The organism is Nocardioides rotundus (genome assembly GCF_019931675.1).
GTDB lineage: Bacteria > Actinomycetota > Actinomycetes > Propionibacteriales > Nocardioidaceae > Nocardioides > Nocardioides rotundus.
Map to the genome: position 1 here is coordinate 2,838,343 of NZ_CP082922.1, position 19,571 is coordinate 2,857,913.

Below are 19,571 nucleotides of genomic sequence, written 5' to 3' on the forward strand. Positions count from 1 at the left end.
AGGCTAGACCTGCTCGCCACCCCGCTCGCGACGCGTCTCGTCCCACCGCCGCCTCGCGGCCGCTCGCCGGCGTTTGTCCCACTCGACATTGGCCACCGCGCGACGGCGATCCCGTTCGCGCAACTCATCGACCATCTCGGCCAGCGTCGGGTGATCGTCGGGGACCGGACGGAATCGGCGCATCAGGTCCCGGCCGCGTCGACGCCGGTATCGCGCCTGCGGGTCCCCGGCTCCCTTGGACCGGCGATACTCCACGTCGTAGGCGGTCTCCAGGTGGATCCCCGGACGCCGAGGCACGAACCAGTCCAACGGCTCCACGTCCAGATGCGCGGGCTGATAGCGCCCCGCCCGGTCCGGCTCAGCCGCGTAGCTCATGGGGGCGACCTCGTCGCCGTCGGCATCGACCAGGGCGATCCGCAGCCCCGCGAGTCCTGCGGCCGCATGCAACTGGTCGGTGCTCGGACACGTCTGCCCGATCTCCCACCGCGCGACCACCGACTTCCCCACGCCGAGCTCACGCGCCAGATCACGCTGCGAGAGGTCGGCCAGCCGACGGATCCTCCGCATCAGCCCGGGCAGGGCCAGCCATGGCTCGTGAAGGAGTGTCTCCATGTCGTCGTTGGCCCGGGCGTCGCTCATCGGCCTCTCCTCTCGGCTTCACCCGAGCACACCAGGCGCCACCGACAACCGGGGGTCGCGCGCTCGACAGTGCCCCGCTCGGCGGGGCAGTGTCGAGCGCGACGAGGGTCAGCCGAGCTCGTCGAGGGTGGTGAGACAGAACGGGTTGCCGGCCGGGTCGGCGAAGACCAGGCAGTGGTCGACGTTGGGCTGTGCCTCCATCCGTACGGCGCCGGCGGCCTCGACCCTGGCCGCCGAGGCGTCCAGGTCATCGACCAGGAAGTCCAGGTGGACCAGGCCGCTCTGCTCCGGCCAGGACACCGGCTGGAAGTCGTGCACGGTCTGGAAGTCGATCCGTCCTCCCGACGTCGCCAGCGTCGCCCACGCCGGATGGGTGAAGGTGATCTCGCCGCCGGTGATGGTGGCGTAGAAGCCGGCCAACGCACCGGCATCGGGACAGTTGACCGTGACGGAGCTGAGCCGCAGATCGCGGCTCACGCGACGGCCGCCGCCCGCACCACCAGCACGTCGGGGAGGTCGCGGGCGACCTCGGACCAGCTCTCGCCCTCGTCGGGCGAGGCGAAGACCGAGCCGTTGCGGCCGCCGAAGTAGACCCCGGAGACGTCGTGGTCGTCGGCGCACATGGCGTCGCGCATGACGGCGGCGAAGTACTGGTCGGGCAGCTGCCCCTCCCCCAGCGACGTCCAGGACTCGCCGGCGTCGTCGGTGCGGTAGACCCGCGCGCGCCCGTCGACCGGCCAGCGGGCCCCGGCGTCGGCGATCGGGAAGGTGTATGCCGTCCCGCCGCGTCGCGGGTGGGCGACCATGGCGAACCCGAACTCGGCGGGCAGGCCGGGGGCGATGTCGGTCCAGGACGCCCCGCCGTCGTCGGAGCGGTAGACGCCGCCGTGGTTCTGCAGGTAGAGCCGCTCGGGGTCCTCGGCGTCGCGCGCCACCTTGTGCACGCACTGGCCGAACTCGGGATAGTTGCGCTCCCCGGGGAAGAACTCCGCCTTCACCCCGGTGTTGGACGGGTGCCAGGAGGCGCCGCCGTCCTCGGTGGCGTAGACGCCGCCGGTCGAGATCGCGGCGAGCACCCGATCGGCGTCGGTGGGGTGCGGCAGGATCGTGTGGAATGCCTGGCCGCCGAACCCGGCGTTCCACTCCCCGCGGTGCGGGTGGTCCCAGAGCCCGCGGACCAGCTCGAAGGTCTCGCCGTGGTCGGTGGAGCGGAAGATCGCGCCGGGCTCGGTGCCGGCCCAGACGACGCGGTCGTCGCCGGCGGCGGAGCCGGGCTGGAGCTGCCAGACCGAGGCGAGCGTGGCGTCGGTGCCCTCGGGGAAGCGGACCGCCCCGTTGGGCGTCTCCGCCCAGGTCTCGCCGAGGTCGTCGGAGCGCCACACCTGCGGCCCGAGCCAGCTGGACGCCGTACCCGCGAAGAGCCGCGGCCGGTCTCCCCGCTGGTCGAGCAGGACGGAGTAGACCTCCTCCATGCCGAAGTGCGGCCCGGACCAGGACCACTCGCGCCGCGCCTCGTCCGAGGTGCCCAGCCAGAGCCCCTTGCGGGTGCCCACCATCAGCAGCGTCTTCATCGTCGACTCCTTCACGTCATGGTGCGGTTGCGGAAGACCTTGAGGGCGAGCGGCGCCACGACCGCGGTGATGAGCACCGTCCACAGCACGGTGAACACCACGGGGTGCTGCATCGGCAGGTGCGCGTCGGCGGGCGCCGGCCCGGTGTTGCCCCACAGCTGCCGGACCGCGAGCACGAGGGAGGAGATCGGGTTCCACTCGGCGATGGCCCGCAGCACCGTGCCCATCCGCTCGGTCGGCGCGAACGCGTTGGAGAGGAACGTCAGCGGGAAGATCGAGGTGAACATGACCCCGTTCACCGCCTCCACCGACCGCATCGCCGAGCCGACCAGGATGCCGATCCAGATCATCGCGAAGCCCCACATCAGCAGCAGGCCGTAGGCCGCGACCGCCTCCAGGAACGACCCGCGGATCCGCCAGCCCACGATCAGCCCGGTCAGCGACATCACCACGATCCCGATGAAGGAGTGGGTGAGGCTGGACAGGCTGCGCCCGACCAGGATCGCCGCGGGGTTGATCGGCAGCGAGCGGAACCGGTCCACGATCCCCTTGTCGATGTCGGCGTTGAGCCCGACCGCGACGATGAACGAGGCGAACGCGATGGTCTGACCCATGATCCCGCCGAGCAGCCACTCCCGATAGCCGGTCGGCGACCCGGAGACGGCGATCGCGCCGCCGAAGACGTAGGCGAACAGCAGCACGAACATGACCGGCTGGATGGTGACGTCCATCAGCATCTCCGGCATCCGCCGGATGTGGATCAGGTTGCGCCGGAAGATCGTCACGGACTGGTGCCACAACGACGTACGGCGGATCTCGGGCCGCTCCAGCCCCGGGTGCGCGGCGGTCATGCCGGCACCTCCTCGGTCTCGGACGCAGGCCCGGGGGACTCCTCGGCCCGGCGCCCGGTCAGGTGCAGGAACACGTCGTCCAGGCTCGGCCGCTGCAGGCCCAGGTCGTCCAGGTCGATGCCGGAGCGGTCGAAGAGCGCCGCGACCCGGGTGACGTCGCCCAGCCCCTCGGCCGGGGCCGTGATCCGCCGCGCCGCCTCGTCCACGTGCACCTCCGCCACCTCGCCGGCCATCAGGTCGGCGGCACGCCGCACGTCCTCGGGCCGGGAGACGGTGACGACCAGGGCCGCCTTGCCCGAGGCGTCCTTGAGCTGCAGTGGGGTGCCCTGGGCGATGATCCGGCCGTGGTCGATCACCACGATCTCCTCGGCCAGCTGGTCGGCCTCCTCGAGGTACTGTGTGGTGAGCAGCAGCGTCGTACCGTCGCGCACCAGGCCGCGCAGCACGTCCCACAGCTCCACCCGGCTGCGCGGGTCCAGCCCCGTGGTCGGCTCGTCGAGGAACAGCACCGGCGGAGTGGCGACCAGGCTCACCGCGAGGTCCAGCCGCCGGCGCATGCCGCCGGAGTAGGTCTTCACCACGCGGGAGGCGGCGTCGGTGAGCGAGAACCGCTCCAGCAGCTCCTCGCTCACCCGGCGGATCGTGGGCCGGTCCAGGCCGTAGAGGCTGCCGATCAGCCAGAGGTTCTCCCGCCCGGTGAGCAGCTCGTCGACCGTGGCGGACTGCCCGGTCAGCCCCATCGAGCGCCGGACCGCACCCGGGTCGGCGAGCACGTCGTGCCCGGCGACCCGCGCGGTGCCGCTCGTCGGCACGGTCAGCGTGGTCATCATCCGCACCGTGGTCGTCTTGCCCGCGCCGTTGGGCCCCAGCAGGCCCAGCACGGTGCCCCGCGGCACCCCGAAGCTCACGTCGTCGACCGCCAGGGTCTCCCCGAACCGCTTGACCAGGTGCTCGGCCTCGATGGCCAGGTCCGCCATGGACACTCCCTCCCGTATTCCGATTAGGAACAGTACAGTGTTCTCATCATGCGTCAAGATCTCCCGGCCACCGCCTACGCGCTGCTCGGGCTGCTCACCCTCGGCGAGGAGCCGGTGACCGGCTACGAGCTGAAGCAGCGCGCGGACTCGACCCTGCGCTTCTACTGGGTCTCCCCCGCGATGAGCCAGATCTACTCCGAGCTGGCGCGGCTCACCGAGCGCGGCCTGGTGGCGGCCACCAGCGAGCAGGACGGCGGCCGCGAGGTCACGTCGTACGCCATCACCGCCGCCGGCCGCGAGGCGCTGCACACCTGGATGGCCGACACCCCCGCCGGCTTCCCCGTGCTCAAGCACAGCGTCTGCCTGCGCCTGCTGATGGGCCACGCGGCCGACCCCGAGGGCACGGTGCGGATGCTGGAGGAGTACGTCGAGGAGTGCGCCGCCGCGCGGGCGGACCTGCAGCAGGTCCGGGACGGCCTGCGCGGCAACGACGGTCCCGGGCAGCCGTTCTTCCACCCCTCGCTGGTCGCCGACTGGGGGCTGGACTACTTCGAGGACGAGGCGCGGCACGCCCGCCGCGCGCTAGACAGGCTGCGCGAGGACTGACCCGCCCCACCTAGTCTGACGACCATGGTCGCGCCGCGTGTCTCCCCGGTGTGGCTGGTGCTCATGGGCATCGCGTCGGTGCAGTTCGGCGCCGCGATCGCCAAGGGCCTGTTCGCCGACATCGGGCCCACCTCGATGGTCTTCCTCCGCCTGGCCACCTCCGCGGCCCTGCTCACCCTGATCGCCCGTCCCCGGCTGCGCGGGCGCACCCGCCAGGACTGGCTGGTCGTGCTCGGCTTCGGCGCGAGCCTGGGGCTGATGAACTGGTCGATCTACCAGTCCTTCGCCCGGATCCCCCTGGGCATCGCGGTGACCATCGAGTTCATCGGCCCGCTGCTCGTGGCTGTCGGCGGCAGCCGCCGGCCGCGGGATCTGCTCTGGGTGATCCTCGCGGGGCTCGGGGTGGCCGCGCTCGGCGCGGAGCCGGGCGACGTGACCCTTCCCGGCGTGCTCTTCGCGCTGCTCGCCGGAGCGGCGTGGGCGGCCTACATCCTGCTGTCGGCCCAGACCGGCCGGCGCTGGCCGGGGCTGGACGGCCTGGCGATCGCGTCGGTGGTCGGCACACTCATGCTCTCGCCGGCCGCGGCGGCGGTCGGCGGGACGCAGCTGCTGGAGCCGCGGGTGCTGGCGATCGGTGCGGCGGTCGGGGTGCTCAGCTCGGTGATCCCCTACTCCCTGGAGATGATCGCGTTGCGCAGCCTGCGTCCGTCGGTGTTCGGCATCCTGATGAGCATGGAGCCGGCGGCCGCGGCCCTGGCCGGTCTCTTGGTGCTCGGCGAGTTCCTCTCCCCGCTGCAGTGGCTCGCGGTGGGCTGCGTGGTCGCCGCGAGCGTGGGGGCGACCCGCAGCAGCCCGCCGCAGGTCGAGCCGCCCCCTGACTGACCCGACCTTCGGACAGCCGGCGAGACGCTCAGCCGGCGCCCTCCTCGCGCAGCGTGTCGCGCACGATCGTCCGGCGGTCCGGCGCCGGCTTGGCCCGCGGCGTGACGCTGCGGCGCCGCGGCTGCCGGGTCGGGTCGGGAGCCGGCTCGGTGGGCGCGTCCAGGGTCTGCTGCATCCCCCGCTCCCCGTCCGTGAGCTCGAACCGGGCCCGGGTGAAGACCGGTGCCCCGGGCTCGAGCACGTAGGGCAGGCACCGGTAGTCCGCGGTCATCGAGTCCGGCGTGATGGTGGTGGAGATGTAGCCCCGCAGGTTCGTCCAGAACCGGATGTTCGGGTTGTACGCCGACCACGGGTGCTCGCCGGTCGGGCTGTCGTAGCCGTCGCCGCCGGAGCTGATCGAGGAGGTGATGAACTCCGAGCCGACCGGCGTGGTCTGGTCGTCGTAGTCGACGTAGAGGTCCGAGGCCCAGTGCGCGTGCACGTCGCCGGTGAGCACGACCGGGTTGCGCACCCCCGCGTCGACCCAGCCCTGGGTGATCCGCCGCCGGGAGGCGCGGTAGCCGTCCCAGGCGTCCATCGAGACCTTGGTGACCTCGGGGTCGGGGTCGGAGTCGCGCCGGCCGAAGAACACCTGCTGGCCCAGCAGGTCCCACCGCGCGGTCGACTGGCGGAAGCCGTCGAGCAGCCACCGCTCCTGCTCCATGCCGGGCAGCGAACGGGACTCCAGGTCCGCCTCGGGGGTGTCCTTGTAGCCGTCGCCGGCGGCCTGGTCGTCGCGGTACTGCCGGGTGTCGAGCATGTGGAAGGTGGCCAGGTCGCCCCAGTGGATGCGGCGGAACAGTTGCAGGTCGGGGCCGCGCGGGATCGACGTACGCCGCAGCGGCATGTTCTCGTAGTAGGCCTGGTACGCCGCGGCCCGGCGCTGCACGAAGCCGGGCTGCTCGACCGCCCGGTCGGCGATCTCGTCGGCGTAGTTGTTGTCCACCTCGTGGTCGTCCCAGACCGCCAGCCACGGCGCGGCGGCGTGCGCGGCCTGCAGGTCTGGGTCGGTCTTGTACTGCGCCTGCCGCTGGCGGTAGTTGGCCAGCGTCACCGTCTCCGGGCCCGCGTGCCGCCGTGGGAGGCCCGCGCGGCCGGGGCCCTCGTACTGGTAGTCACCCAGGTGCAGGATCAGGTCCGGGCGCTCCTCGGCGAGCCGGCGGTAAGCGGTGAAGAAGCCGCCCTGCCAGTTGGAACAGGACACGAACGCCATCGCCAGCGCCGCCGGGGTGGTGCCGCGAGCGGGCGTGGTCAGCGAGCGGCCCGCGGGCGAGAGGTGCCGGCCGGTGCGGAAGCGGTAGTAGTACTCCCGCCCCGGCTCCAGCCCGGTGACCTCGACGTGCACCGAGTGCGCCGACTCCGGCAGTGCCTTCACCGACCCGGCGCGCACCACGTCGGCGAAGCGGGGGTCGGTCGCGACCTGCCAGCCCACCGACTGCCGCTTCGGCGGCATCCCGCCCAGGCCGTCGTCGGCGAGCGGGTCGAGCGCCAGCCGGGTCCAGATCACGAAGCCGTCGGCGGCGGGGTCGCCGCTGGCCACGCCGAGCGTGAACGGGTTGCTGCGCAGCGGGGTGGTGGCGGCCGCGTTGCGGGCCGCGGCGGGGCTCGGGGTGAGCGTGGCGGCGGGGACGGCGGCACCGAGCAGCGCGCCGGTCCGAAGCAGGTTCCTCCGAGATGTCTGCATGCGCTCCACCCCAAGCGCCGAAGGCGACATCCAGGTGACGGCCGCCTGACCGGATGCCGTCGAGGTCCGGGTCAGAAGGTGAAGACCGCCGAGAGCACGTGCCGCCGCCGCGCGGCCAGGTCGTCCATCAGGCCGGGGCCGTCGTCGAAGGGGACGACGTCGGAGATGATGTGCCGGCGTACGTCGTCGCCGCGCGAGCGCAGCAGGCTCACCGTCTCCGCGGAGAACCGGCGCCGGTCCCACGAGCCCGACAGGCCGCGCGGCACCCGGCCGATCTGGGCGGACACGAGCCGCAGGCCGTTGTGGTGGAACTCCTCGCCGAGCCGCAGGTCGTCGGCGCCGCCGGTGTAGAAGGCGAGGTCGACCAGGCTGCCCTGCGGGCGCAGGCAGCGCAGCGCCGCGTGCAGGGCGGCCGAGCGGCCGCGGCACTGGAAGACCACGTCGGCGCCGTGGTCGGCCGGGCCGTGGCGCCAGCGGGTCTTCAGCACCCGGCCGGGATCCTCCTCCAGGTCCAGGGTGGCGAAGCCGAGCCGCTCGGCGATCGCGCGGCGGCGCTCGTCGGCGTCGATCACCACGACCTCCTGCGCGCCGTGCTCCTGCGCCAGCAGCGCCACGAGCAGGCCGATGGCACCCGCCCCGGTCACGGCGACCAGCCGGCCCGCGACCCCGTCGGCCAGGCTCGCCACGCCGCCGCCGGTCGCCTCGCCGGCCGCGTGCAGCAGTCCGTTGGCGCAGATCGGGCCGAGGTGGGCGACGTAGACGCCGAGCAGCGGGTCCAGGTCCTCGGGCAGCGGGACGACGTGCTCGCGGACCGGGTCGGAGACGTGGTGGGTGGCATGGCCGTACGGCGTCGCCACGAGGGTGCCCTCGGCGAAGGCCGGGGTCCGCGACTCCACGACGCGTCCGACCTCCATGTAGCCCAGCCGGGTCACGGGGTAGACCTGCTCGCGCTCCCCCTCGGTGGCGGGCACGAAGAGGCCGAGCTCAGGGTCCATCGGCGCGTGCAGCGCCGGGTTGTCGCCCTTGAGGAAGGTCAGCTCGGTGCCCGCCGAGAGCCCCGAGGCGACCGTCTCCAGCAGCAGGCCGCCCTCGGGGACCTCCGGCAGCTCCTCCTTCACGATCTGCAGGTCGCCGGGGGCGGCGACCACCATGTTGCGGCGGATCACGACGCGACCACCTCGTCCATCCGCACCGTCCCACCGGAGCGCACCGAGCGGGCGATCGCCAGGGCGAAGCGGTGGCTGGCCAGGGCGTCGGCGTAGGGCACCCGCGCGACCGGGCGCTCGCCGCGCACGGCGGCCACGAAGTCGCGGTCGACCTCCTCGCGCGGGTCGAAGGAGGGGGTGTGCTCCTCCGCGTCGGTGCCGCGGGTGACGACGAGTCGCTCCTCGGCCAGGTCCAGGTGCAGGCCGGGGGCGACCAGCTCCAGCCCGGCGCCGCGCTTGGCGGTGAGCGCGCACGAGGCGGACAGCGTCACGACCGCGCCGGAGTCGAAGCGTGCGAGCACCGCGGTGGCGTCGTCGACGTGGTCCTCCTCGACCTCTCCGTCGTTGGCCGCGGCCGCGGTCACCTCGACCGGCTCGCCGAGCAGGTGCCGGGCCAGGTCGAGGATGTGTGCCAGCTGCTCCACCACCTGGCCGCCGGAGAGGTGGCGGCGCTGCCACCAGTCCACGGGCGGACGCTTGTCCAGCCACCGGCCGTGCGCGAGCAGGGCGGGCGTCTCCGTCAGCAGGTCGCGGGCCCGCTCGACGGTGTCCAGGCAGCGCCAGTGGTAGCCGGTGCCGGTCACGATGCCCGCGTCGTGGACCCGCCGGGCGACCTGCTCGGCCACCTCGAGGTCCAGCGCGACCGGCTTCTCGACGAACATCGGCAGGCCCCGGTCCAGCACGGCCGCCTCGGCCTCACCGTGGGCGAACGGCGGGACGCAGACGTACGCCGCGTCCACGGGCCGCTCGGCCAGCGCCCGCTCCGGCTGGTCGAACGCCTCGGCGCCCACCGCCCCGGCCAGCGCCCGGGCGGCCTCGGGCACCAGGTCGGTGACCGAGACGACCTCGACGTCCTCCAGGCCGGACAGCACCTTGGCGTGGCGCTGGGCCACACCCCCGGCCCCGATCATCGCGATCCGCAGGCTCACCCGCGACTCCTCCTCAACAGCTCGTCGTACAGCTCCAGATAGTCCGCCGCCATCTGCTTGGGCGTCCACGGCGCGGCCGCGCGGCGGCACTCGGCCGGGTCGATCTCGTCGATCCGAGCGAGGGCGGCCACCAGCCCGTCCTCGTCCTCGGCGAGGAAGCCGGTGGACCCGTCGGCCACGAGGGAGGGCAGCACGCCGAGCGGCGTGCCGACCACCGGCACCCCGCGGGTGAGGGCCTCGACCACCCCGGTCGCGCCTGGCTCGGCCCACCGGTTGGGGGTGAGCAGGCAGCGCGCGGACTGCAGCAGCAGCTCCTTGTCCCGGCCCGCGACGCCGCCGACCCAGCGGACCGTGTCGCCGTCGATGAGCGGCTCCACCTCGTCGAGGAACCAGGCGACATCGGGGTGCTGGCGCAGCTCCGGCTCGCTCCGCACCCGCTCGCGCAGCTCGTCGGGGTCGCCGATCCCGGCGACCGGGCCGGCGATCACGAGCGGGATGCCGGCCTCCCGGCAGATCCGCGCGGCGATGTCCTGCCCCTTGTCGCGGGTGATCCGCGCCAGGATCAGCGCGTGCTCGCCGCGCTCGACCCCAACGTCCTCCGGCGGCGGCACGGCGAGGGGGACGACCCCCAGCGTCTGCCGCTGGATCGCCTCGGGCGCCCGCTCGAGCTGGGAGCGGGAGACCGCGGCGAACCCGACGCGGCCGCCGCCGTCGAAGGCGGAGTAGAAGTCCGCGTGCTTGCGCATGTCCCAGTGCAGCGTCTGCAGGGTGGGCGGCGCCGCGGAGCCCATCGCGGCGAGGACGGCCACCCCGACGACCTCCAGGTGGTCGTGCACCAGGTCGAAGGAGCCCTCCCGCACCGTGCGGGCGACCGCCTGCATGTGGGCGTGCGCGATGCCGGAGACCTGGTTGTAGGGGCGGGCGATGTCGCGGAACCGCGGCGCGTCCACGGTGCGCACCACGTCGTCGACCTCGATGCCGGGCTCACCGACCGTCGCCAGGGTGACCCGCACCCCGGCGTCGCGGAGCGCGGACACCAGCGTGGCCACCACGGTCTCGATGCCGCCGTAGCCCTCCGGCGGGACCGGCAGCCAGGGACCCGCGTTGACCAGGACGTCGAGCGTCATCAGAGCCCCACGGCCTGCGGCCACCGCCGTCCGGCGCGGACGTCGACCATCCGCGGCCGCTCGCCGAAGACGATCTCGGTGGTGGCGGAGTCGAAGGCGTCCCCACGCCGGGTGAACTGGACCAGCTCGCCGGCCGGCTCCTCGCTGCACACCATCCGGCGGTGCTTGCCCAGGCGGGAGTGCACCGTCAGCTGGATCTGCGCGGCCATCCGGGAGAGCTGGTCGTCGGAGGAGTTCCGGTGCCGGCGCACGCCCAGGTCGACCTGGGCCATCCGGTCCAGGCCGTACTTCTCGACCAGGTCGATCATCAGGCCGATCTCCACGCCGTAGCCCGAGACGAACGGCACCGACTCCAGGCACGCGCGGGTGCCGGCGTACTCCCCCGCCAGCGGCTGGACGAAGCCGGCCAGCTCGGGCCAGTAGAGGTTGAGCAGCGGACGCGCGACCAGCTCGGTGACCCGGCCCCCACCGGCCGGGAGCACCGTCTCGCCGGACGCGAGCGGCCGGTCGTAGCAGCCCTTGACGAAGTCGACCCCCTCGCAGAGCACCGGCGCGAGCAGCCCGACCACGAACTGCGGGTCGAAGTCGCGCAGGTCGGCATCGCAGAACGCGACCACGTCGCCGCGGGTGACGGCCAGCGACTTCCACAGCGCCTCGCCCTTGCCCGGGACGTCGCCGAGCTCGGGCAGGATGTCGCCCTGCCGCTCCACCCGGGCGCCCGCGGCGCGGGCCCGAGCCGCCGTCCGATCCGTGGAGTGGGAGTCGATGACCACGATCTCGTCGACCAGGCGCACGTCCTCCATCAGGCGCTCGCGGATGGCCTGGACGATCGCCCCGACGGTCTCCTCCTCGTCGCGTGCGGGCAGGACGACGCTCACGGTGCGGCCGCGCTTGGCGGCGGCCACGTGTGATGGGGTGTAGTGGCGACCGTGGTAGGTCCGTCGCTCGAACCAGCTTCGCGTGTCGGTGCGCATGGGAACTCCTGTCTACGCCGATGAGCGCGCGGTGTGCCGCTGCGGTGGGCCCCGGATCCCGGTGGCCCCCAGACCTTAGGCTTGGCCGGGCGGGGAGCAGCACCACCCGTACGTGTGGAGTCACCCGTCCGGCGAGTTCCAACACTTTCGGATCAGTACCGAGGGAGGGGCAGCGTGGCGCAGGAGAAGGCCGGACGGCGGCTGGTGCTGTGGCGACACGGCCGGACCGCGTGGAACGTGGAGAACCGCGCCCAGGGCCAGCTGGACGTGCCCCTGGACGAGGTCGGCCGGGAGCAGGCGAAGCGCTCCGCGCGGCACCTGGCGGATCTGTCACCCGTAGGGGTGTGGAGCTCCGACCTCGAGCGCTGTCTGGACACCGCGCGGGAGCTGACGACGCTGCTGGGGACCGAGCCACGGGTGGACCCACGGCTGCGGGAGTACGACGTGGGGATGCGCGGCGGGCTGACCTTCGAGGAGTTCCGCGACGCGCATCCGCAGGTGCACGAGCGGTTCTTCTCCGACCCCGACTACCACGTCCCGGGCGCCGAGCACCCGGCCGAGGTCGTCGCCCGGGTCTCCGAGGCGCTGCGCGACGTCGCCGCCGCGATCGAGCCCGGCGAGGTCGCGGTGGTCGCCGGCCACGGGGCGGCCCTGGTGAGCGGGCTGCTCGGCTTCTTCGGCGCCCCGTCCTCGCTGGCCCAGATGTTCGCCGGGATGGACAACTGCGCGTGGGCGGTGCTGCACGAGCACCCGGCCCGCGGGTGGCAGATCGTGGACTACAACGCCCGCGACCTGCCCGCCGAGCAGAGCCTGGAGGGCAACCCGGACGGGCCGGGCTGACCCCGCCCGGCCAGCGTCAGGCCAGCTTCTCCAGGATCAGCTCGCGCACCCGGCCGGCATCGGCCTGGCCGCGCATCTCCTTCATCACCGCGCCGATCAGCGCCCCCGCTGCGGCGACCTTGCCGTCGCGGATCTTCTGGGCGACGTCCGGGTTCGCCTCGATGGCGTTGTCCACGGCGGCCGAGAGCGCGCCGTCGTCGGAGACCACGGCGAGGCCGCGCTTCTCCACGACCTCGTCAGGGGTGCCCTCACCGGCCAGCACGCCCTCGAAGACCTGCCGGGCGAGCTTGTCGTTGACCGTCCTCTCGTCCACCAGCGCCTGGATCCGGGCGACGTCGGCCGGGGTCACCGGGAGCGCTGCCAGCTCGACCCCGTCCTCGTTGGCCCGCCGGGCGAGCTCCCCCAGCCACCACTTGCGCGCGGCCTGCGGGGCCGTGCCCAGCGCCACGGTCTCCTCCACCAGGCCGAGCGCGCCGGCGCCGACGGTGTCGCGCATCTCCAGGTCGGAGAGGCCCCACTCGGCCTGCAGGCGCGCCCGCTTGGCGGCCGGGTTCTCCGGGAGCGTGCCGCGCAGCTCCTCGACCCACTCCCGCGACGGGGCGACCGGCACCAGGTCCGGCTCGGGGAAGTAGCGGTAGTCCTCCGCGTCGGACTTCTCCCGGCCGCTGGTCGTGATGCCCGTGTCCTCGTGCCAGTGCCGGGTCTCCTGGGTCACCGACCCGCCCTCGGCGAGCAGCGCCGCCTGGCGCTCGATCTCATAGCGGACCGCGCGCTCCACGGAGCGGAAGGAGTTGACGTTCTTGGTCTCGGTGCGGGTGCCGAGGTCACCCGAGCCCGCCGGCGCCAGGGAGAGGTTCACGTCCGCGCGCAGGTTGCCGCGGTCCATCCGGGCCTCGGAGACGCCGAGCGCGACGATCAGGTCGCGCAGCTGCGCGACATAGGCGCGCGCGACCTCCGGGGCGAGCTCCCCCACGCCGGTGATCGGCCGGGTGACGATCTCGATCAGCGGGATCCCGGCACGGTTGTAGTCGACCAGCGAGTAGTCCGCGCCGTGGATACGGCCGGTGGAGCCCACGTGCGTGGACTTGCCGGTGTCCTCCTCCATGTGCGCGCGCTCGATCTCCACCCGGACGGTGCGGGTCTCCCCCGTCGCCGGGTCCGGGACGTCGACGTCGAGGTAGCCGTCGAAGGCGATCGGCTCGTCGTACTGCGAGGTCTGGAAGTTCTTCGGCATGTCGGGGTAGAAGTAGTTCTTCCGGGCGAACCGGCACCACTCCGCGATGTCGCAGTTGAGCGCCAGGCCGATCCGGATCGCCGACTCCACGGCCTTGCCGTTGACCACCGGCATCGAGCCCGGCAGTCCCAGGCAGGTCGGGCAGACCTGGGTGTTCGGGTCGCCGCCGAAGGTGGCCGGGCAGCCGCAGAACATCTTGGTCGCGGTGGAGAGCTCGACGTGCACCTCCAGGCCCAGCGCGGGGTCGTAGGACGCCAGCGCGTCCTCGAACGGCATCAGGGTCTCGGTCATCGCTGTGCTCCTGCCTCGTCGAGGGCCGGCGCCCGGTCCAGCAGCGGGCCGCCCCACCGGTCGGCCAGCAGCGCCTCCAGGGCCGCTCCGACCCGGTAGCACCGGTCGTCGGCCAGGGCCGGCGCGAGGATCTGGAACCCGCTGGGCAGCCCGTCCTCCTCGGCGAGCCCGTTGGGCACCGAGATGCCGGGTACGCCGGCCAGGTTGGCCGGGATCGTGGCCAGGTCGTTGAGGTACATCGCCAGGGGGTCGTCCACCTTGGCGCCGATCTCGAACGCGGTGGTCGGCGCGGTCGGGCTGACCAGCACGTCGCACTGCTCGAAGGCGGCCGCGAAGTCGCGCGAGATCAGGGTGCGCACCTTCTGCGCCTGGCCGTAGTAGGCGTCGTAGTAGCCGCTGGACAGCGCATAGGTGCCCAGGATGATCCGGCGCTTGACCTCCTCGCCGAACCCGGCGTCGCGGGTCGCCCGCATCACCTCCTCCGCCGACGGTGCGGCCACGCCCTCGGGCAGCACCCGCAGGCCGTAGCGCATCGCGTCGAAGCGGGCCAGGTTGGAGGACGCCTCGGCCGGCAGGATCAGGTAGTAGGTGGCCAGTGCGTGCACGAAGCTCGGGCAGGACACCTCGACCACCTCGGCGCCGGCCGTGGTCAGCAGCTCCACGGACTCGCGGAACAGCGCCTCGACGCCCGCCTGGTATCCCTCGCCACCGAGCTCGCGGATCACCCCGACGCGGACGCCGCTCAGGTCGCCCGAGGCGCCCGCCCTGGCGGCAGCGACCAGGTCGCCGACCGGCCGGTCGATCGAGGTGGAGTCCATCGGGTCGTGGCCGGCCACCAGCTCCTGCAGCAGCGCGGCGTCCAGGACGGTCCGGGTGACCGGGCCGACCTGGTCCAGGGAGTTGGCCAGCGCGACCAGGCCGTAGCGGGAGACCCCGCCGTAGGTCGGCTTCACGCCGACCGTCCCGGTCACCGCGCCGGGCTGGCGGATCGAGCCGCCGGTGTCGGTGCCGAGCGCCAGCGGCGCCTCGAACGCGGCGACCGCGGCCGCGGACCCGCCGCCGGAGCCACCGGGGATCCGGCCCAGGTCCCAGGGGTTGTGCGTGGGGCCGTAGGCGGAGTGCTCGGTGGAGGAGCCCATCGCGAACTCGTCCATGTTGGTCTTGCCGAGCACCGGCAGGCCGCCCTCGTGCACCCGGCGCACGACGGTGGCGTCGTACGGCGGCACCCACCCCTCGAGGATCCGCGACCCGCAGGTCGTCGGCATCCCGCGGGTGGCGAGCACGTCCTTGACCGCGATCGGCACGCCGTCCAGGGTCGAGGCGGGCCGGCCGTCGGCGCGGCGCCGGTCGGAGGCGGCGGCCTGCTCCAGCGCGGACTCGCGCGCCACGTGCAAGAAGGCGTGCACCGCCCCGTCGACGGCGTCGATCCGGTCCAGGCTCGCCTCGGTCAGCTCGACCGAGGTGGTCTCCCCGGCGGCGAGGGCGTCGGCGAGCTCGGCGGCGGTACGGCGCACCAGGTCCCCGCTCACTGCTCGTCCCCCAGGATCCGCGGCACCGCGAAGCGCTGCTCCTCCGCCGCCGGAGCACCGGAGAGCGCCTCCTCGGCGGTCAGCCCCGGCACCACGACGTCCTCGCGGAACACGTTGGTGAGCGGCAGCGGGTGCGAGGTGGGCGGGATGTCCCCGGCGGCGACCTCGCTGATCGAGGCGACCGACTCCAGGATCACCGACAGCTGCGGAGCCAGGTGGTCCAGCTCCTCGTCGGACAGGTCGATCCGCGCGAGGTTCGCGAGGTGGGCGACCTCCTCGCGGGAGATCGACGCGGCAGGGGTCTCAGGCATGCTGACGATCCTAGAGGCCGCCCGAGCCAACCCCGAGACGGGATCGGGCGTCCTCATGGGTGACAGCACACCCGAGGAGGATGCCGTGGCCCGACCACCGACCGACGCCGAGTTCACCGAGTTCGTCCACGCCGCGTGGCCGGGTCTCTACCGCACGGCCTACCTGCTCCTCGGCGACCGCGGGCTGGCCGAGGACCTGGTCCAGACCAGCCTGACCAAGACCTACGCCGCCTGGCCCCGCGTACGGGACGTGACCACCGCACCCGCCTATGCCCGGCGCACCCTGGTCAACACCGCCTACGGCATGTTCCGCCGGCGGTCCTGGCGCCGGGAGCAGCCGACCGAGCACCTTCCGGAGACCGCCCACGAGACCGATCCCACGCACCGACCCGCCATCGTCGACGCCCTCCGACAGCTGCCCCCGCGGCAACGGGCCGTCATCGTGCTGCGCTACTTCGACGACCTGACCGTCGCCGACACCGCCCAGGCCCTCGACGTGAGCGAGGGCACCGTCAAGAGCCAGACCTCCGACGCCCTCGCCCGGCTGCGCACGCTGCTCGGCGAGGCCGTCCTCCCGATCGGAGCCCACCATGACTGACCGTCTCGCCACCCTCCTGCACGACGAGGCCGACCGCCTCGACGTCCCCGCCCCTCCCGCCGCGGACATCCTCCGCGGGGGCCGGCGGATCCGCCGCCGGCGCCGCCTCGCCGCCGGAGGCGCCGCCCTGGCGCTCGCGGCGGTCGCGGGCACCGGTGCCGCCGTACTCCTGGACCGGGAGCCTGCCTCCCAGGTCGCGGCGGAGCCGACCGGCCCGGACTACCGCACCGTCTACGCCGCCGGGTCGACCGTGGTCGTGGACGGCGCCCGCGCCACCGTGCCGGGCGCGGTGCACGACATGCTCTACACCAGCGCCGGGGTACTGGTCCGCTCGAACCAGAACGGCGGCAGCTCCGACGGCTCCGGCACCGAGACCCTCACCCTCGTGGGTCCGGACGGGCAGGCCACCCCGCTGGGCACGATGCCCGAGGGAGTCGGTCCCGCCACCGACCCCGACCAGGCGGTCTACGCCCTGGCCGAGCCGGACGGCGAGGGCTTCGTCGCGGTGGTCCGCGACGTCCGCACCCGCGAGGTGGTGGCCCGGGTGCCGCTGCCGGACCTGCCGATGTCCTACTGGGACGTCCCGCCGCTGAGCCTCAGCGGGGACACGCTCTACGCCGGGTACAAGAGCTCGACCTGGGCGGTCGACTGGCCCACGGGCGAGGGCGGGCGCGAGGTTCCCGCGATCGGCGGCGGCCTGCAGGAGATCTCCGCCGGCCGGGTCGTGGACGGGTCGGAGGGGAAGGCCCGGGTCGTGGACCTGGCCACCGGCGCCGAGGTGCTCTCCGTCGACACCGGCCCCGACGCGTGGTCCCAGCTCTCCCCGGACGGCACGCGACTGCTGGTGACCGTCTACGGGCGGTCCGAGAGCGTCACCACGCTCTACGACGTGGAGTCCGGCCGCAGCCGGGAGCTCCCCACCCCGGCGATGCGGAACGGCATGGGCTTCGGCTGGCGCTGGGCCTCCGACGGCCGTGCCGTGACCCGCGACGGCGACCAACTGCTCACCTGCGGCCTGGACGCCTGCGACCGCACGCCGACCGCGGACGGGCTGAGCGGCGACCTGCGGTACGGCGGGGGCCGGCTGGAGTCCTGACCGGCGTCACTCCAGCGCCGCGGGGCCGCCTTCGAGGAGCAGCTTGAAGGCGGCCTCGTCCAGGGTCGGGACGCCGAGCTGCTCGGCCTTGTCGGCCTTGGAGCCGGCGTTCTCCCCGACGACGACGTAGTCGGTCTTCTTCGACACCGACGAGGCGGCCTTGCCGCCGCGGCTGATGATCGCCTCCTTCACCGAGTCGCGGCTGAAGCCCTCCAGCGACCCGGTGGCGACCACCGTGAGCCCCTCCAGGGTCCGGGCGATCGACGCGTCGCGGACGTCCTCCATGCTCATCCCGGCGGCCCGCCACTTCTCCACGATCTCCCGGTGCCAGCCGGCCTGGTCGCCGTCGAACCAGCCTCGCACCGAGGCGGCGATCGTCGGGCCCACGCCCTCGGTCGCCGCGAGCGCCTCCTCATCGGCGGCCATGACCGCGTCCATCGAGCCGAGCTCGGTGGCCAGCGCCCGCGCCGCGGTCGGGCCGACGTGCCGGATCGAGAGCGCGACCAGCACCCGCCACAGCGGCACCTCCTTGCGGGTCTCCAGGTGGGTCAGCAGGCGCTCCCCGTTGGCCGACAGCACCCGCCCGTCCACGGCCTCGTCGGCCTCGGTCCGCTTCGCCGCCCGGGTGAACAGCTCGGTGCGCATCAGCTTGTCCCGGTCCAGGGCGAAGACGTCGCCCTCGTTGGCGATCACCCCGGCATCGAGCAGCGCGGCCGCCGCCTCGCTGCCCAGCCCCTCGATGTCGAAGGCGCCCCTGCCGGCCACGTGGAAGACCCGGTCCAGCACCTGGGCCGGGCACTTCTCGTGGTTGGGGCAGCGCAGGTCCTTGTCGCCCTCCCTCTCCTCCACCAGCGTGGTGCCGCAGGCGGGGCAGGCGGTGGGCATCTCCCAGGGGGCCAGCCCGTCGGGCCGCAGCGCGAGGACCGGGCCGAGGATCTCCGGGATCACGTCTCCGGCCTTGCGCAGGATCACCGTGTCGCCGGGGCGCACGTCCTTGCGCTCGACCTCGTGCGCGTTGTGCAGGGTCGCGCGCTCCACCGTGGACCCCGCCACTCGGGTCGGCTCCATCACCCCGAACGGGGTCACCCGGCCGGTGCGGCCGGTGTTGACGCGGATCTCCAGGAGCTTGGCGTTGACCTCCTCGGGCGGGTACTTGAACGCGATCGCCCACCGCGGTGCCCGGGAGGTGGACCCGAGCCGCCGCTGCAGGGCGACGTCGTCGATCTTCACCACCACACCGTCGATCTCGTAGGGAACGATCGAGTGCCGGTTCTCCCCGACGTGCTCGATATAGCCCTGGACCTCGGTCAGGGTCGGCAGCACCTTGACCCGGTCCGAGACCGGGAGCCCCCAGGCTTGCAGGGCGTCGTAGGCCTCGGACTGCGCGCGCGGCTCGAAGCCCTCCCGCGCGCCGATCCCGTGGCAGACCATGCCCAGCGCCCGGGTCGCGGTGACCCGCGGGTCCTTCTGCCGCAGCGAGCCGGCCGCGGCGTTGCGCGGGTTGGCGAACATCGGCTTGCCGGCCTCGGACATCGTGCGGTTGAGCTGCTCGAACGCCTCGACGGGGAGGAACACCTCGCCGCGCACCTCGACCAGGTCCGGCACCGGGAACTCCTCGGTGCCGGTGAGCCGCTGCGGCACCGCGTCGATGGTGCGCACGTTGGGCGTCACGTCCTCGCCGGTGCGCCCGTCGCCGCGGGTCAGGGCGCGGACCAGGCGGCCCCTCTCATAGAGCAGGTTGATCGCCAGGCCGTCGACCTTGAGCTCGCACAGCAGCGCCGGGTCGGTGATGCCGTCGCGCAGGATCCGGTCGTACCACCCCTGAAGCTCGTCGGTGGTGAACGCGTTGTCCAGGCTCTCCATCGGGCGCAGGTGGTCGACCGCGGTGAACTCGGTGGAGACCGCGCCTCCGACCTTCTGCGTCGGCGAGTCGGGCGTGCGCAGCTCGGGGAACTCCTCCTCCAGACCCTCCAGCTCCCGCATCCGGGTGTCGAAGTCGGCGTCGGAGAGAGTCGGGTCGTCGAGCACGTAGTAGCGCCAGCGGGCGTCCTCGATCTCCTCGGCCAGCACCCGGTGCCGGTCCCGCGCCCGGGCGGGCGCCGCCTCGACGTGGGTGTCGGCGTCGGCCTCCGAGGGGGCGGCCTCCTCGGCCTCGGTCGGGGTCTCGGGTGCGGGGGTCATGGGGACA

Annotated in this window: 19 protein-coding genes; 5 read left to right on the forward strand and 14 right to left on the reverse strand. The window is 73.5% G+C overall.

Annotation, left to right across the window (positions count from 1 at the left end; genetic code table 11):
- Nucleotides 1-3: 3 nt before the first annotated feature.
- The 5 genes from K8W59_RS13935 to K8W59_RS13955 all read right to left on the reverse strand — a co-directional run bounded on the left by K8W59_RS13935 (nucleotide 4) and on the right by K8W59_RS13955 (nucleotide 4,038).
- Nucleotides 4-639, reverse strand: a complete 636-nt coding sequence (locus K8W59_RS13935; protein ID WP_223394846.1) for a helix-turn-helix domain-containing protein — start codon at nucleotides 637-639, stop codon at nucleotides 4-6.
- 108 nt (nucleotides 640-747) lie between these two features.
- Entirely contained in the window at nucleotides 748-1,116 is a 369-nt protein-coding gene (locus tag K8W59_RS13940; RefSeq protein WP_223394847.1) for a VOC family protein, read from the reverse strand.
- Entirely contained in the window at nucleotides 1,113-2,210 is a 1,098-nt protein-coding gene (locus K8W59_RS13945; RefSeq protein ID WP_223394848.1) for a WD40/YVTN/BNR-like repeat-containing protein, read from the reverse strand. Before K8W59_RS13945 ends, K8W59_RS13940 begins: the two co-directional genes overlap by 4 nt.
- Before the next feature lie 11 nt (nucleotides 2,211-2,221).
- Nucleotides 2,222-3,061, reverse strand: a complete 840-nt coding sequence (locus K8W59_RS13950) for an ABC transporter permease (protein ID WP_223394849.1) — start codon at nucleotides 3,059-3,061, stop codon at nucleotides 2,222-2,224.
- The gene (locus tag K8W59_RS13955; RefSeq protein ID WP_223394850.1) at nucleotides 3,058-4,038 is read right to left on the reverse strand and encodes an ATP-binding cassette domain-containing protein; all 981 of its coding nucleotides are present in this window, start codon (nucleotides 4,036-4,038) and stop codon (nucleotides 3,058-3,060) included. Before K8W59_RS13955 ends, K8W59_RS13950 begins: the two co-directional genes overlap by 4 nt.
- A 48-nt stretch (nucleotides 4,039-4,086) precedes the next feature.
- Here K8W59_RS13955 and K8W59_RS13960 point away from each other — a divergent pair, with 48 nt between their 5' ends.
- Nucleotides 4,087-4,644 (forward strand): PadR family transcriptional regulator, encoded by a 558-nt coding sequence (locus K8W59_RS13960; RefSeq protein WP_223394851.1) that lies wholly within the window; start codon nucleotides 4,087-4,089, stop codon nucleotides 4,642-4,644.
- A gap of 24 nt (nucleotides 4,645-4,668) precedes the next feature.
- Nucleotides 4,669-5,526, forward strand: a complete 858-nt coding sequence (locus K8W59_RS13965; protein WP_223394852.1) for an EamA family transporter — start codon at nucleotides 4,669-4,671, stop codon at nucleotides 5,524-5,526.
- Between the two features lie 28 nt (nucleotides 5,527-5,554).
- On the opposite strand, the gene K8W59_RS13970 is transcribed toward K8W59_RS13965, so the two are convergent.
- The 5 genes from K8W59_RS13970 to K8W59_RS13990 all read right to left on the reverse strand — a co-directional run bounded on the left by K8W59_RS13970 (nucleotide 5,555) and on the right by K8W59_RS13990 (nucleotide 11,484).
- Nucleotides 5,555-7,249 carry an alkaline phosphatase D family protein gene (locus K8W59_RS13970; RefSeq protein ID WP_223394854.1) on the reverse strand — a complete coding sequence of 565 codons (1,695 nt, stop codon included), beginning with the start codon at nucleotides 7,247-7,249 and terminating at the stop codon, nucleotides 5,555-5,557.
- 71 nt (nucleotides 7,250-7,320) lie between these two features.
- Complete coding sequence (locus K8W59_RS13975) at nucleotides 7,321-8,415, reverse strand: zinc-binding dehydrogenase (protein ID WP_223394856.1); 1,095 nt, start codon at nucleotides 8,413-8,415, stop codon at nucleotides 7,321-7,323.
- Nucleotides 8,412-9,383: a Gfo/Idh/MocA family protein gene (locus K8W59_RS13980; RefSeq protein ID WP_223394857.1), complete on the reverse strand. Its 972-nt coding sequence runs from the start codon at nucleotides 9,381-9,383 to the stop codon at nucleotides 8,412-8,414. Before K8W59_RS13980 ends, K8W59_RS13975 begins: the two co-directional genes overlap by 4 nt.
- A complete protein-coding gene (locus tag K8W59_RS13985; RefSeq protein ID WP_223394859.1) occupies nucleotides 9,380-10,510 on the reverse strand; it encodes a glycosyltransferase in 1,131 nt (376 codons plus the stop codon). The genes K8W59_RS13980 and K8W59_RS13985 overlap by 4 nt, the downstream gene beginning before the upstream one ends.
- Complete coding sequence (locus tag K8W59_RS13990; RefSeq protein ID WP_223394861.1) at nucleotides 10,510-11,484, reverse strand: glucosyl-3-phosphoglycerate synthase; 975 nt, start codon at nucleotides 11,482-11,484, stop codon at nucleotides 10,510-10,512. The genes K8W59_RS13985 and K8W59_RS13990 overlap by 1 nt, the downstream gene beginning before the upstream one ends.
- A gap of 174 nt (nucleotides 11,485-11,658) precedes the next feature.
- Between K8W59_RS13990 and K8W59_RS13995 the strand changes: the two genes are divergently transcribed.
- Entirely contained in the window at nucleotides 11,659-12,324 is a 666-nt protein-coding gene (locus K8W59_RS13995) for a histidine phosphatase family protein (protein ID WP_223394864.1), read from the forward strand.
- Between the two features lie 16 nt (nucleotides 12,325-12,340).
- Here the strand turns inward: K8W59_RS13995 and gatB are convergent, their stop codons facing one another.
- From gatB to gatC, 3 genes are read right to left on the reverse strand one after another with little or no spacing between them, the layout of a single operon-like run.
- Entirely contained in the window at nucleotides 12,341-13,849 is a 1,509-nt protein-coding gene (gatB, locus tag K8W59_RS14000) for an Asp-tRNA(Asn)/Glu-tRNA(Gln) amidotransferase subunit GatB (protein ID WP_223394866.1), read from the reverse strand.
- Entirely contained in the window at nucleotides 13,846-15,378 is a 1,533-nt protein-coding gene (gene gatA / locus K8W59_RS14005; protein WP_223394867.1) for an Asp-tRNA(Asn)/Glu-tRNA(Gln) amidotransferase subunit GatA, read from the reverse strand. Before gatA ends, gatB begins: the two co-directional genes overlap by 4 nt.
- A complete protein-coding gene (gene gatC, locus K8W59_RS14010; protein ID WP_223394869.1) occupies nucleotides 15,375-15,689 on the reverse strand; it encodes an Asp-tRNA(Asn)/Glu-tRNA(Gln) amidotransferase subunit GatC in 315 nt (104 codons plus the stop codon). Before gatC ends, gatA begins: the two co-directional genes overlap by 4 nt.
- Here gatC and K8W59_RS14015 point away from each other — a divergent pair.
- Complete coding sequence (locus K8W59_RS14015; protein ID WP_223394871.1) at nucleotides 15,688-16,287, forward strand: SigE family RNA polymerase sigma factor; 600 nt, start codon at nucleotides 15,688-15,690, stop codon at nucleotides 16,285-16,287. The two genes, gatC and K8W59_RS14015, sit on opposite strands and share 2 nt — an antisense overlap.
- Complete coding sequence (locus K8W59_RS14020; protein ID WP_223394873.1) at nucleotides 16,280-17,383, forward strand: YncE family protein; 1,104 nt, start codon at nucleotides 16,280-16,282, stop codon at nucleotides 17,381-17,383. The genes K8W59_RS14015 and K8W59_RS14020 overlap by 8 nt, the downstream gene beginning before the upstream one ends.
- Before the next feature lie 6 nt (nucleotides 17,384-17,389).
- On the opposite strand, the gene ligA is transcribed toward K8W59_RS14020, so the two are convergent.
- Nucleotides 17,390-19,564, reverse strand: a complete 2,175-nt coding sequence (ligA, locus tag K8W59_RS14025; protein ID WP_223394875.1) for an NAD-dependent DNA ligase LigA — start codon at nucleotides 19,562-19,564, stop codon at nucleotides 17,390-17,392.
- Nucleotides 19,565-19,571: the final 7 nt, after the last annotated feature.

Bases quoted from the DNA above. Each gene is read 5' to 3' on its own strand.
- K8W59_RS13935 (WP_223394846.1), bottom strand. From the start codon at position 639: ATGAGCGACGCCCGGGCCAACGACGACATGGAGACACTCCTTCACGAG.
- K8W59_RS13945 (WP_223394848.1), bottom strand. From the start codon at position 2,210: ATGAAGACGCTGCTGATGGTGGGCACCCGCAAGGGGCTCTGGCTGGGC.
- K8W59_RS13950 (WP_223394849.1), bottom strand. From the start codon at position 3,061: ATGACCGCCGCGCACCCGGGGCTGGAGCGGCCCGAGATCCGCCGTACG.
- K8W59_RS13955 (WP_223394850.1), bottom strand. From the start codon at position 4,038: ATGGCGGACCTGGCCATCGAGGCCGAGCACCTGGTCAAGCGGTTCGGG.
- K8W59_RS13960 (WP_223394851.1), top strand. From the start codon at position 4,087: ATGCGTCAAGATCTCCCGGCCACCGCCTACGCGCTGCTCGGGCTGCTC.
- K8W59_RS13965 (WP_223394852.1), top strand. From the start codon at position 4,669: ATGGTCGCGCCGCGTGTCTCCCCGGTGTGGCTGGTGCTCATGGGCATC.
- K8W59_RS13970 (WP_223394854.1), bottom strand. From the start codon at position 7,249: ATGCAGACATCTCGGAGGAACCTGCTTCGGACCGGCGCGCTGCTCGGT.
- K8W59_RS13985 (WP_223394859.1), bottom strand. From the start codon at position 10,510: ATGACGCTCGACGTCCTGGTCAACGCGGGTCCCTGGCTGCCGGTCCCG.
- K8W59_RS13990 (WP_223394861.1), bottom strand. From the start codon at position 11,484: ATGCGCACCGACACGCGAAGCTGGTTCGAGCGACGGACCTACCACGGT.
- gatB (WP_223394866.1), bottom strand. From the start codon at position 13,849: ATGACCGAGACCCTGATGCCGTTCGAGGACGCGCTGGCGTCCTACGAC.
- K8W59_RS14015 (WP_223394871.1), top strand. From the start codon at position 15,688: ATGCTGACGATCCTAGAGGCCGCCCGAGCCAACCCCGAGACGGGATCG.
- gatC (WP_223394869.1), bottom strand. From the start codon at position 15,689: ATGCCTGAGACCCCTGCCGCGTCGATCTCCCGCGAGGAGGTCGCCCAC.
- K8W59_RS14020 (WP_223394873.1), top strand. From the start codon at position 16,280: ATGACTGACCGTCTCGCCACCCTCCTGCACGACGAGGCCGACCGCCTC.
- ligA (WP_223394875.1), bottom strand. From the start codon at position 19,564: ATGACCCCCGCACCCGAGACCCCGACCGAGGCCGAGGAGGCCGCCCCC.